The organism is Chthonobacter rhizosphaerae, from assembly GCF_013839525.1.
Taxonomy (GTDB): Bacteria; Pseudomonadota; Alphaproteobacteria; order Rhizobiales; family Pleomorphomonadaceae; genus Chthonobacter; species Chthonobacter rhizosphaerae.
On record NZ_JACDIS010000006.1, the window covers coordinates 260,704 to 273,800 of the forward strand.

Sequence of the window (13,097 nt, forward strand, 5' to 3'; positions counted from 1 at the left end):
ACCGCGTCGCCCCTCCCACAGGACAGCGCCGCGTGCGGACCCGCGGCGCTCATCCGAACGGAGTGCAGGACAGGACGGCCGGACAGCCGGCCGGCTCCGGCGTCAGTCCACGTCCGCGATCTGGCCCGGCTGTTTGCCGAACGCCCGCTGCGCCAGCGTGGACTCCATGAAGGCGTCCAGATCGCCGTTGAGGACGCTCGCCGGATCGGTGCTTTCGTGGCCGGTGCGCAGGTCCTTCACCAGCTGGTAGGGCTGCAGCACGTAGGAGCGGATCTGGTGACCCCAGCCGATGTCGGTCTTGCCGGCGGCGTCAGCCATGGCCTTTTCCTCGCGCTTCTTCAGCTCCACCTCGTAGAGGCGGGCGCGCAGCATCTGCCAGGCGGTCGCCCGGTTCTTGTGCTGGGAGCGCTCCGACTGGCAGGCCACCGCGATCCCGGTCGGGATGTGGGTGATGCGTACGGCCGAGTCGGTGGTGTTCACGTGCTGGCCGCCCGAGCCGGAGGCGCGGAAGGTGTCGATGCGCACGTCGCTCTCGCTCACATCCACCTCAATCTTGTCGTCCACCACCGGGTAGACCCAGACCGACGAGAAGGACGTGTGGCGCCGCGCCTGGCTGTCATAGGGCGAGATGCGCACCAGCCGGTGCACGCCTGATTCGGTCTTCAGCCAGCCGTAGGCGTTGTGGCCCTTGACCATGATGGTGGCGCTCTTGATGCCCGCCTCTTCGCCGTCGTGGCTTTCCAGGAGCTCCACCTTGAAGCCGCGCTTCTCCGCCCACCGGGTGTACATGCGCAGGAGCATGTTCGCCCAGTCCTGGCTCTCGGTGCCGCCGGCGCCGGCGTTCACCTCCAGATAGGCGTCGTTGGCGTCGGCCTCGCCGGAGAGCATCGATTCGATCTGCTGGCGGACCACCTCGTCCTTCAGGCCCTTCAGCGTATCCTCGGCGTCGGCGACGACGGTCTGGTCGTCCTCCATCTCGCCGAGTTCGATGAGCTCGACGTTGTCCTTCAGATCGCGTTCGAGCTTCAGATAGCCGTTGATGCGGCTTTCAAGGTCCGTCCGCTCGCGCATGATCTTCTGCGCGCGCTCCGGGTCGTTCCAGAGGGTCGGATCCTCGACGAAGCCGTTCAGCTCGGCCATGCGCTGCTGGGAGGCATCCCAGTCAAAGATGCCTCCTCAGCAGGGCCATACCCTGCTGGATCTCGTCGACGATGGCCTCGATCTCGGCACGCATGGGCGTGATCCTTCGATGGTGAGGTTGGGTTGGGTCCGGCGCGCCGCTCGTCGCGAACCGGCGCGGGCCGCCGCGCACCGCGCGGCCGGCGGACCATAGGGACGATGGTCGGCGATGTAAACGCCCGCGGTTCCGGCGCGCCCCCGGACCAGGAGTCCGTCGTCGCCCGGACCAAGGAAGCCCAACGCTGCGGCGGAAAGACGCTCGTCGCGCCTGGACGTCGCCCGCGAAAGTGGCTGGCTGACAAGATTAATGAACATATTTTCATCATCCACCCGCGATCTCGGCCCATGACTCCTCTATTTGGATGACTTGTCCGACTGAGAACTCGACGATATTTCGTTCTCATATCCCGTTTATAGTATTATAGTGGTACACAAGAGCGATTACGGTTTCATCTAAACGACGCATAAGCCGGTTATGTCACTCATTCTGATGATTTCTCTTTCGCACTGTCTTGTATAACTCGCACCGACGACGAAGAATACAAGCCGAATTTGCGTAATTTCTTCTTCCTATTGGACGATAGACAATCTCAATCGGGGGGCTCGGATGGCGGATCGGAAGAAGGCTTTTCTGGCGGCCGCGGCAGTGGCGCTGGTCATCGCGTTGCCGGCGGCGCTCCTCGCGCCGCGAGGCGTCGAGAGCTCGATCGAGCGCATCGTCGCGGACGCGAGCAATCTGGAGATCACCGGGTGGGCGACCGTCACCGTCGACGGACGGACGGTGCGACTTTCGGGCGTCGCGCCCGACGAGGCCCACTTGAACCTTACGGTCGCGCTGTTCCAAGCGCTGCCGAGCGTCGGGTCGGTGGACTCCAGCGCCGCCACGGTCCTGCCCACGATCTCGCCCTATGGCTTCGTCGTCGAGCGCGATGGCGACACGCTCACCCTCTCCGGGCACGTGCCGTCCGAGGCGGTGCGCGGCGCCATCCTGGAAGCGGCGGCGGCCCTGTCCTCCGTCACCGTGACCGACGCGCTGGAGATCGGTGGCGGCGCGCCGAAGACCGGCTTCGAGGACGCCACCCGCGCGCTCGTCCGCGTGATGGGGCTGATGACCGCCGGTCGGGCCTCGCTCACCGACCAGGCCGCCGATATCGCGGGCGTCGCCGCCAGTTCCAGCGGCTACCAGACGCTCTCCTCCGCCGGCCTCCTGCTGCCCGCCGGCTACACCGTCGGGTCGGCGGTCATCGAGCGGCCGGTCCAGTCCCCCTTCGTGTTCGACGCCAAACGGGAGGGCGATGCGCTGGTGCTGACCGGCTTCGTCCCCTCGATCGCGGCGGAGGAGCGCGTGATGGGGGCTGCCCGCGCGGCGGCCGGCATCGGCTTGCGGGTGGTCAACCATCTGGCCGTCGCCGGTGGTGCGCCGGACGGTTTCGCCGATGTCGCCGCGACGGCGGTGGCCGCCCTCGCAAGGTTCGAGGCGGGCACCGTGCGCCTTTCCGACACCGCCGTGACCGTGGACGGCACGGCGCTGACGCCCAGCGACGCCCGGCAGCTCGCCGCCTTCATCGACGCGTTCAAGCCGGTCGGTTACGAGGTCGAGGCGCTTGTGACCGACCCGGTGGTCCGGCCCTTCGTGCTGACCATCGCGCGCACGGCCGACGCCATGTCCGTCTCCGGCTTCCTGCCGCGGGCCACCGAACAGGCCGCCCTCAGGAAGGCGCTGGCGCCGGACCCGAAGGCAGTGAAAGTTCTGGTGGAAACGAGCGCGGCGTCCGGCGCGCCGGAGGGCTTCGCCGACGCGCTGTCGTTCGCGGCGGCGGCCGCGAGGACGATCGACAGCGGCTCCGTCGCCATCGAGGATGAGGCCATCCTGATCCGCGGGACCACGCCCACGTCCGGGCGCTTCGCCGACCTCGGCCGCCTGCTCGGCCGCCAGCCGGCCGGCTTCACGGTCCGGGCGGAGGTGGCCCCGCCGATGGTGCCCGCCTGGGCCTGGAGCCTGGAGCGCACCGGCAAGACCTTGACGGTGGCCGGCTTCGTCCCGTCGGAACCGGCCCGGGCCGCGGTGGTGGACGTCGTGTCGCACGCGATCCCCGAGGCGACCGTCCAGGACCGGATGGAACTGGCGAGCGGAATGCCGGACGGCTTCGATCCGGTGGACTTCGCCGGCTTCGCGGCCCGGCAGCTGGCCGTGCTCGACAGCGGACTGGTGTCCCTCGACCGGGAGCAGGCCCTGGTGAAGGGCACGACCGCCTCCGCCGACGCCGCGGCCCTGGTGCGTTCGGCCTTCGCGGCCGATCTGCCCCCGGGCCTCGTGGGCGGCGCGGTGGACATATCCAGCCCGCCCCAGACCCGGCTCGTGGTCACGTCGCGGCCGGGCGGTGTCGAGATGACCGGCACGGTCCCGTCCTCCGCCGCCAAGCAGGCGGCGGCGACCGCCGCCGACCTGGCGTTCGGCAGCCTGCCGGTGACCGACCGGCTTCGCGTGACCTCCGGTCTCGACTCCGCCAGCGCCGGCCTCGCCGAACTCGCGGTCCTGGCGGCATCGCGCCTGGAGAACGGGTTGGTGACCGTGGTGGACCGGCGCATCCGGGTGAGCGGATCGACCTTCCACCCGACCGCGACGGCGGCGCTCCGCAGCTTCCTGGAGTCTCGCCTTCCGGCCGGTTACGTCCTCGACGCCGACTTCGGCTACCGCCTAGCCCAGGCGACGGTGACGCCCGAGGTCTGCCAGGCCATGGCGGCGGATACGCTCGCCAACTTCCCGATCCGCTTCACGGAGGGGGGCGCGCTGGATCCGGCCGGGGCCGGCGGCATCGACCGGCTGATCAGCATCGCCTTCCGGTGCCCGCAGGCGAGCATCGCCGTGCTGCCGGCATCGGCTGGCGACCGGCAGGTGGAAGCGGCGCGCGCGGCCTCGCTCCAGGGCGTCCTGGTGGCGGCCGGCATCACCGAGGGCCGGGTGAGAGTGGGGTCGCCGAGGCCGTCCACGACCGCGTCCGCCGAACTGGTGCTGACCTTCGGCGGCTGACGTCGGACGGCGGCGGGCGCCCCCGCCGCCGATCCTCCCGCCCGTCCAGGTTCGCCGACCGCCCCCATCCGCCCGAGGAGCACAGCATGGCCGTTCTGATCGACAACGTCTGGTTCTTCTGCCTGATCGCCTTTGCCGCCGGGTCCTGGATCGGGTGGACCTTCCTGAAGCCGGAATGAACCGGCCTCGGACCGCCCTTCCCCGTCCTGACGGAGTTCTCCATGGCTCAGCTCATCCTGGAAGTCCTGTTCCTCACCACCGCCTCCGTGTTCGTCGGCACGCTGGCGGGCGGTTATGCGGCAAACGGGTACAAGATCTCCGCCCTCGCCGACGCGCTCTCGGCGGCGCCCCGAGGCCGGACCGCGCAGAAAGCGCCTGCGGCGTCCCCGGTCCGCAAGGCGCACAAGGCGTCCCCGACGCCGCTGGTGGTGCCGCCCGTGGCGCCGTTCGCCCTGCCGCCGCCGCTCTCCTGGCTCGGCTCGGCGCCGCCTCGGGACGACGCCGGGCCGCAGGTCCTGCCGCCGCCGCTCTCCTGGCTGGGCACGCCTGCCGCATCGCCGGAGGTCATCAAACTGCCGGCCTTGCCGGCGCTCGAGACGGCGGAACGGGCGACGGCGACCCAGGGCCTGCCGCCGGCCCCTCTGTCCGGTCCGATCGGCGGACGCGCGGACGACCTCAAGCGGATCAAAGGCATAGGGGCGCAGACGGAGAACCGGCTCAACGGTTTCGGCATCTATCACATCGCCCAGATCGCCGATCTCACGCCCGAGAACATCGTCTGGCTGAACAGCCGGTTGGGGGTGATCGGGCGCGCCGAGCGCAGCCTCTGGCCCGCCGCCGCCCAGGCTCTCCTGGCGGAGGGGCAGGCTTCGCCGACGCCGGACGAAGAGGCGTTCTGATGCGATCGGCCCGCCTGCGCCGCGGCCTCCACGGGAGGCCGGATGCGCCGGCCTTCGCTTCGCCGGGCCGACTTGCCTAGCCCAACCCGTTCATTGCCGGCTCTCGCCTCGCCGGCCTTCCCGTTGGAAGGCGGATCCCTCCAATCCGCCTTCTGATCCAACCGGGCCCGTCCCGCCACGGCGGCTTTCCCTAGACCCACGTCGGACCGGTTAACTTGAAGGGCCCGCGCCATCCCGCGGGCCCCTTTTTTTGCTGGATATCATGTCGGCCGTGTCGCCGAACGGGGGGACTCGCTCCCGCCGCCGGATCCGGGGCCGGAACGGCCCTCAGTAGAGACCGCCGGTGCCCGTGACGGCCGCGCGGTCGGCTTCCGGGTTCACGGTGGTCGGGCCGGTGTAGGCTTGGCTGTCGTAGCCGATGACGTCGTAGTTGTCGGCCGGGCCGGTGCCGGGCTTGAACGCCTCGATGATGGTGCCATCGCCGCCGGAGGAGCGCATGCCGGTCTTCCGGTCGATCGGGATCAGCGCCATGCCTTCGGGTACCCGGAACTCCTGCGGGGGCTGCCCCTCGAGGGCGACCTGGAGGAAATCCCGGAACACGGGCGCCGCCATCTGGCCGCCGGTGGAGCCCTGTCCCATGGGACGCGGGGTGTCGTACCCGAGGAAGACGCCGACGGTGAGGTCCGGCGTGAAGCCGACGAACCAGGCGTCCTTCTCGTCGTTGGTAGTGCCGGTCTTGCCGGCGATCGGCCGGTTCAGGGACTTCACGGCCGTGGCCGTGCCGCGCTGGACCACGCCCTCCATCATGGAGGTGATCTGGTAGGCGGTCATCGGGTCGAGCACCTGCTCGCGCTCGTCGACGAGCTCCGGCTCGTCCTGCCCGCGCCATTCGCCGGCGGTGCAGGCGTCGCAGAGACGCTGGTCGTGCTTGTAGACGGTGCGGCCGAACCGGTCCTGGACGCGGTCGATCAGGGTCGGCTGCACCCGGCGGCCGCCGTTGGCGATCATCGAGTAGGCGTTGACCATGCGCAGCACGGTGGTCTCGCCGGCGCCGAGGGAGAAGGACAACATGGGCTTCATGTTGTCGTAGATGCCGAACCGCTTGGCGTACTCGGCCACGAGCGGCATGCCCATGTCCTGGGCGAGGCGGACAGTCATCAGGTTGCGAGACCGCTCGATGCCGGTGCGCAGGGTCGACGGGCCGCCGAAGCCGCCGCCGTAGTTGGACGGCCGCCACATCTCGAGGCCGGGACCCTGGTCCACCTCGATCGGGCCGTCCAGGATGACGGACGCCGGCGTGTAGCCGCTGTCGAGGGCGGCGGAGTAGACGAACGGCTTGAACGCCGAGCCGGGCTGCCGCATGGCCTGGGTGGCGCGGTTGAACTCGCTCTGGGCGAAGGAGAAGCCGCCGACCAGCGCCTTGATGCGGCCGGTGAGCGGGTCCATGGCGACGAGGGCGCCGGAGATCTCGGGCACCTGACGCAGACGGTAGACGTCGCCCTCGCCGGTGCCGGAGGAGACCTTCTCCACGTAGATCACGTCGCCCGGGTTGAGGACGTCGCTGACGGCGGTGAGCTTGGCGCCGCGCTTCGGGCCGGTGGCCCAGCGCGCCCAGGTCATCTCCGACAGGGGCAGGACGGCGCGCTCGCGCTCGGTCACCACCTTGCCGGCCGGGGTCTTGGCGGGCTGCAGGCCGATGATGGCCTCCCGCTCGCCGGCGGAGAGCACGACGGCGAGGCGCCACTCGGGCAGGTCCCAGAAGGCAGGGACGTCGGCGAGCGCGGTGCCCCAGTCGCCGGAGGGCGCGATGGTCTTCACCGGACCGCGCCAGCCGCGCTCCATGTCGAACTTCATGAGCCCCTTGTGGAGAGCGGCGCGGGCCTGGACCTGCATCTGCGGGTCGAGCGTGGTGCGCACGGAGAGGCCGCCCTCGTAGAGGCCGTTCTCGCCGTACATGGCGAGCAGGTTGCGGCGGACCTCCTCGACGAAGTAGTCGGCCGCGAACACGCTGGCGCCGCGGGCCCGGTTGACGACGCGGATCGGCTCCGCCTTAGCGGCCTCGCCCTCCTCGCGGGAGACGTAGCCGTTGGCGACGATCTGGTCGATCACCCAGTTCCGGCGCTCCATGGCGCGCTCGGCGAACCGGAACGGGTTGTAGTTGTTCGGCGCCTTGGGCAGGGCGGCGAGATAGGCGACTTCCGCCAGGGTGAGCTCGGCGACCGACTTGTCGAAATAGGTGAGCGAGGCCGCCGCGACCCCGTAGGCGCCGAGACCGAGGTAGATCTCGTTCAGGTAGAGCTCGAGGATCTGGTCCTTGGAGAAGGCCTGCTCGATGCGCAGCGCCAGGAGCGCCTCCTTGACCTTGCGCTCGATGGACTGCTCGTTGGTGAGAAGGAAGTTCTTCGCCACCTGCTGGGTGATGGTGGACGCGCCGACGGGCCGGCGGCCGCTCATCACCAGGTCCACGTTGCGCACCACGGCCGAGCCGATGCTGACGAGGTCGATGCCCGGGTGGGAATAGAAGTCCTTGTCCTCGGCGGACAGGAAGGCGAACTTCACATTGTCCGGAATCAGCTGGATCGGCAGGAAGAGCCGCTTCTCGCGGGCGTATTCGGCGACCAGCTGGCCGTCCGACGCGTGGATGCGCGTCATCACGGGCGGCTCGTACTTCTTCAGCTGGGTGTAGTCCGGCAGGTCCTCGTTCATGGCCGCCAGATAGACGGCCACGCCCCCGGCGACGAGCAGCAGCATGAAGGCGCCGATCGCGAACAGCCAACCGAAGAACCGAACGAAGATCATGCTGCCTCGGATACTCTTGCAGGTGCGGCGCCGCCGTCCGGCCGCCGGTCGGGGCGGGAGGACGCCGGCCGCACGCCGGACGGGCCTGACGGGCGGGCGCGACGGCAATACGGAAACGGAACGAGCGCGGGATTCGACGATGCCCGCGCAGCCGACACCCTCATCCGCCTTTATGGCGAACGTGGGACCGGCCCGTTGCGGGATTACCACAACGGGCGGCGCGCTTCATCCGCGCGTACAGCCACCTCACGGGTTTTTCATTGTCCGGCGGCGATCTTCGGCCCGAGGAAACGCATCACGGCCGTGCCCACCGCGTCGGCCACCTTGTTGCGCCAGTCCTCCGAGGTGAGGAGCTTCTCGTCCTGGGTGTTCGACAGGTAGCCGATCTCCAGGAGGACGGACGGCACGTCCGGCGCGCGCAGCACCCAGAAGCCGGCCGAGCGGTGCGGGTTGCGGATCATCCGGGTGGTGTTGGACAGCTCGCCGACGAGCGCATTGGCGAAGGAGAGCGAGAAGGTCTGGGTCTCGCGCCGGGTGAGGTCGACCAGGATGTCGGACACCTCGTCCGCCTCCGCCGGCTCCATCTCCAGACCGGCGACCGCGTCGGCGGCGTTCTCCTTGACGGCGAGCGCCTCGGCCGCCCGGTCGGACGCCTTTTCGGACAGGGTGTAGACGGTCGCGCCGCGGACGAAGTCCTCCCGGACCGAGTCGGCGTGGATGGACACGAAGAGATCGGCCGCGCCCTCCCGGGCGAGGCGGACCCGTTCGCGCAAGGGGATGAAGGTGTCGTCCGACCGGGTCATGGCGACGTCCACCTTGCCGGTCTCCTCCAGGCGCTTCTTCAGCTCGAAGGCGAAGGTCAGCACCACGTCCTTCTCCTTGACGCCGCTCGACGCGATGGTGCCGGCGTCGACGCCGCCGTGCCCGGGGTCCAGCATGATCAGCGGCCGGGCTCGGCTCGGACCGGACTGGACGAGGCGGTCGCCCTTGGTGACCGGCACGGCGTTGGACGCCTCGCGGGTCAGGGCCGTCTTCTGCAGCGCCGCCTCGAAGTCCGCCGGCGTCGTCCTGACGAGGTCCACCACCAGCCGGGCGGCCGCGCCGTCACCGCCCTTCAGCACGAAGGCGCCATCGATGCGGACCGGGGCGGCCGCGTCGAGGACGAGGCGGGACCGACCGCGGGCGAACAGGCCGTAGCGCCAGCCGGTGACGAGGCCGCGCCCGGTGAGCCCGGCATCGTCCGGCAGCTTGAAGTCGATCTCCGGCAGGTCCACCACGACCCGCCAGGGATCGGCGAGCGTGAAGGCGCTGATCTCGACGGACGTCGACAGGTCGAGGATGAAGCGGGTGCGCTCGCCGTCGCCGACGACGCGGGCGTCGGACGCGACGGGCAGCTCGCCTCCCTGGGAGACGGGCGGCGGCACGGCCGGGTCCGGCGCGACGGCCTCCACCGCGCCGGCGGCGGTGGCCGCCAGGAGGGCGAGAGCCGCGAGGGCGATTCGGAAGAGAGCGGCAGGCGATGGCGTCACGCGCGATGTCCCCGAGAGATCGTCATCCTATACCCCGCTAGCGCCGGTGAATTAATGGCTTCTTAACGATGTGGGCAATGGGCCCGAGATGGCGCCAACTTCCAGCCGGCGAGCGTGCGTTCCAGCGGTTCCAGACTTGCATTGCACGCCGACGATCCGTAGAACAAGGATCAGGAGCCCGAATCCTCGCCTCGTTTTACTCGAGTGCGGCCAATAGAAGACCCTTCCCTACCGTCCTCGGGCGATCCGCCCGCCGGGGTGGTGTTCGGGGGTCTTCGAAAAACGGGGCTCGCGATGAAGCGCGGACGCCGGTCGGCATTCTGAAGCGAACCCGACCCCACCGTCACGGCAGATCGACCGTCCAACACGGTCCTGTCCCGGTGGCGGCAAGGCCGTGCTCTTCCCTCGGACGATGGCGACACGATCGCGGCTTCGCCGTGCGGCCCGACGGCCGCCGGAGCACACACCATTTCGTTCCGCCTCACCGCAGGCGGCGACCGAAGACACGGGAACGAGCCGCACGTGCCGATGACAAGGCCGATGACAACGACCAGACAGCCGGGGGCGTCGCGTGCGCCCGGCGCGGTCGTGGAGTCGGTCCGGCGGGCGTCGTTCCGAACGAACCCCACCGACACCCCTATCGACGGCCCTGCGCGCGCCGCCCTGCCCCTGAGGCGGGACGGCGATCCGGCGCGGCCGGGAGTATTACCGCAATGCCCAACAAGATGCTTATCGATGCCACCCACCCGGAGGAGACGCGGGTAGTCGTGGTTCGCGGCAGCCGGGTCGAGGAATTCGATTTCGAGTCCGCCGCCAAGAAGCAACTGAGAGGCAACATCTATCTGGCCAAGGTGACGCGCGTGGAGCCCTCGCTCCAGGCGGCCTTCGTGGAGTACGGCGGCAACCGCCACGGCTTCCTGGCCTTCTCGGAGATCCATCCGGACTACTACCAGATCCCGGTCGCCGACCGTCAGGCGCTGATCGAGGCCGAGGAGCGCGAGGAGCGCGAGGAGGCCGAACGGCGCGCCAGGTCGCGCCGGGAGCGTGCCCCCGCCCCCGCCATGGCCGAGGCGTCCGCCGAGGGCGAGAGCGTCAGCGAGGCGGGAGAAGGCTTCGGCGAAGGCAACGGCGAGTCCGGCGGCGACGAGTTCGCCGTCAGCGACGCGCCGCGCGGCGGCAACGGCTCGTCCGAGGACGACGAGGACCACGTGGAGTCCGTCGGCGCCGAGGACGCCCTGGAGGAGGTGCCGGAGCGGCGCAAGCCGCGCATGCGCCAGTACAAGATCCAGGAGGTGATCAAGCGCCGGCAGGTCCTGCTGGTGCAGGTTGTCAAGGAGGAGCGCGGCACCAAGGGTGCGGCGCTGACCACCTATCTATCGCTCGCCGGCCGCTACTCGGTGCTGATGCCCAATTCCGGCCGGGGCGGCGGCATCAGCCGGAAGATCACCAACGTCACCGACCGCAAGCGCCTGAAGGAGATTGCCCACGATCTGGAGGTGCCGGAAGGCATGGGCGTGATCCTGCGCACCGCCGGCGCCTCGCGCACCAAGGCGGAGATCAAGCGCGACTTCGAATACCTGCTCCGCCTGTGGGAGAACGTGCGCGAGCTGACGCTGCGCTCCGCGGCCCCGACCCTCGTCTACGAGGAGGGCTCGCTGGTGAAGCGGTCGATCCGCGACCTCTACAACAAGGACATCGACGAGGTCCTGGTCTCGGGCGAGGACAGCTATCGCGAGGCCAAGGACTTCATGCGCATGCTGATGCCCAGCCATGCCAAGAACGTCCAGCCGTACCGCGACATCGTGCCGATCTTCGCCCGCTTCGGGGTGGAGCCGCAGCTCGACGCCATGTTCTCGCCCCAGGTGACCCTGCGCTCGGGCGGCTACATCGTCATCAATCAGACCGAGGCGCTGGTCTCCATCGACGTGAACTCGGGCCGGTCGACCCGCGAGCACAACATCGAGGACACCGCGCTCGCCACGAACCTGGAGGCCGCCGAGGAGGTGGCCCGCCAGCTGCGCCTGCGCGACCTCGCCGGCCTGATCGTGATCGACTTCATCGACATGGAGGAGTCGAAGAACAACAAGTCCGTGGAGCGCAAGCTCAAGGAATGCCTGAAGAACGACCGCGCCCGCATCCAGGTGGGCCGGATCTCGCACTTCGGCCTGATGGAGATGAGCCGCCAGCGCATCCGCACGGGCGTGCTGGAAGGCTCCACCGAGGTCTGCCCGCACTGCCTGGGCGCCGGCATCGTGCGCTCCACCGAGTCGGTGGCGCTGCATGTGCTGCGCGCGCTCGAGGACCAGCTGCTGAAGGGCGTGACGCATCACCTGACGGTGCGGACCCGGACGGCGGTGGCGCTCTACATCCTCAACCAGAAGCGCAAGCACCTGGCGGACCTGGAGGCGCGCTTCGGCCTGAACCTGTCCGTGTCGGCCGACGAGCACCTGGGCAATCAGCACTTCGCGCTCGAGCGCGGCGAGATCATCCTGAACCCGCTGCCGCCCCCGCCGCCGACCACCCTCACGCCGGAGAGCGTCCAGCCCTTCGACGAGGAGGACCCGGAGATCGAGGAGATCGAGGACGAGGACGAGGAGGAGGAGGAGACCGTCGAGGCGCGGGCCGACCGTCCGCGCGGCGAGCGGTCGGAGCGGAGCGAGCGGTCGGAGCGAGGCGAGCGGTCGGAGCGCGGCGAGGACGACGGCCAGGGCGGCCGGCGCAAGCGCCGCCGCCGCCGTCGCCGCCGGAACGGCGGGGCCGAGGGCGCGCTGGAGGCCGGTCAGGCCGGGCACGCTGAGGACGGCGAGGACATGAGTGACGAAGCCTCCGACGAGGCGGGCGAGGACGAGGCGGTGATCGCCGCCGAGGGCGCGTCCGAGGCGGCGGATCGGGCCGAAGGCGACGAGGGCGCCGGCGAGGGCAAGCGGCGATCGCGCCGCCGGGGCCGTCGCGGCGGCCGTCGGCGGAATGGCGCTCCGGGCTCGGAGGGCGGCGACGAGACGGCCGGCGACGAGATGGCCGGCGACGAGATGGCGGCTGACGCATCGGACGACGGCGTGATGACGGCCGAGGACGGCCGGCAGGCGCTGTCCGAGGCGGCCGCCGCGGCGCTCGGCGACGACGAGGGCGGACCGGACGAGGCCGACGAGGCGCCGACGGCGGACGCGCTCAACGGCGGCTATGGCGCGGCCTCGACCGGGGAGCCGATGCCGACCGACCTCCACGAGGCCGAGACGGGCGAGACCGGGGCGGCGAACGACGACGTGCCCGCCGCCGCGCCGACCTGGACCGATGCGGCTCCGGAACCGGCCGAGGCGGCGCCCGCCGCCGAGGAGACCGCGGCCGAGGAACGCGCGCCCGAGGAGGCGAGCGCCAACGGCCATGCGGCCGAGGAGGCCGCCGCGCCCGCACCGGCCCCCGCGCCGGCGCCGGAGCCGGAGGACGACCGGCCGAAGCGCTCGGGCTGGTGGCAGCGCCGCAGCTTCTTCTGATCGACCGCGATCAGCCGACATCAAGGGAAAGGGCGCCTTCGGGCGCCCTTTTGCCGTTCAGGGGCGGATGGCAGGGCGGGAGAGGTCGGAGGGAGCGACGTCGGCGGGAGGCGGGCGAGACCGCTCTCCCTTCAGGCAACAGCCGACCTGCGCGCCCCTTCGGCCGTGC

General features: G+C 70.3%; 6 protein-coding genes. 3 read left to right on the forward strand and 3 right to left on the reverse strand.

The features are described from left to right. Positions 1-102 precede the first annotated feature (102 nt). A protein-coding gene (prfB, locus tag HND91_RS13195; protein WP_181707037.1) for a peptide chain release factor 2 occupies positions 103-1,234 on the reverse strand; the annotation gives its coding sequence in 2 pieces (ribosomal slippage) (positions 103-1,164 and positions 1,166-1,234; 1,131 coding nt in all). Positions 1,235-1,786: 552 nt separating this feature from the next. On the opposite strand from prfB, the gene HND91_RS13200 reads away from it, so the two are divergent. Both HND91_RS13200 and HND91_RS13205 read left to right on the forward strand, forming a co-directional pair. Continuing rightward, on the forward strand, positions 1,787-4,210 hold the full coding sequence (locus HND91_RS13200) for a BON domain-containing protein (RefSeq protein WP_181707038.1): 2,424 nt from the start codon (positions 1,787-1,789) through the stop codon (positions 4,208-4,210). A 221-nt stretch (positions 4,211-4,431) separates the two neighbouring features. Next, complete coding sequence (locus HND91_RS13205) at positions 4,432-5,109, forward strand: hypothetical protein (RefSeq protein ID WP_181707039.1); 678 nt, start codon at positions 4,432-4,434, stop codon at positions 5,107-5,109. A 327-nt stretch (positions 5,110-5,436) separates the two neighbouring features. On the opposite strand, the gene HND91_RS13210 is transcribed toward HND91_RS13205, so the two are convergent. Next, a complete protein-coding gene (locus tag HND91_RS13210) occupies positions 5,437-7,908 on the reverse strand; it encodes a penicillin-binding protein 1A (protein WP_181707040.1) in 2,472 nt (823 codons plus the stop codon). Positions 7,909-8,165: 257 nt separating this feature from the next. Beyond that, the gene (locus tag HND91_RS13215) at positions 8,166-9,437 is read right to left on the reverse strand and encodes an N-acetylmuramoyl-L-alanine amidase (protein ID WP_181707041.1); all 1,272 of its coding nucleotides are present in this window, start codon (positions 9,435-9,437) and stop codon (positions 8,166-8,168) included. Positions 9,438-10,150: 713 nt separating this feature from the next. Here HND91_RS13215 and HND91_RS13220 point away from each other — a divergent pair. After that, positions 10,151-12,928, forward strand: a complete 2,778-nt coding sequence (locus HND91_RS13220; RefSeq protein WP_181707042.1) for an Rne/Rng family ribonuclease — start codon at positions 10,151-10,153, stop codon at positions 12,926-12,928. Positions 12,929-13,097: the final 169 nt, after the last annotated feature.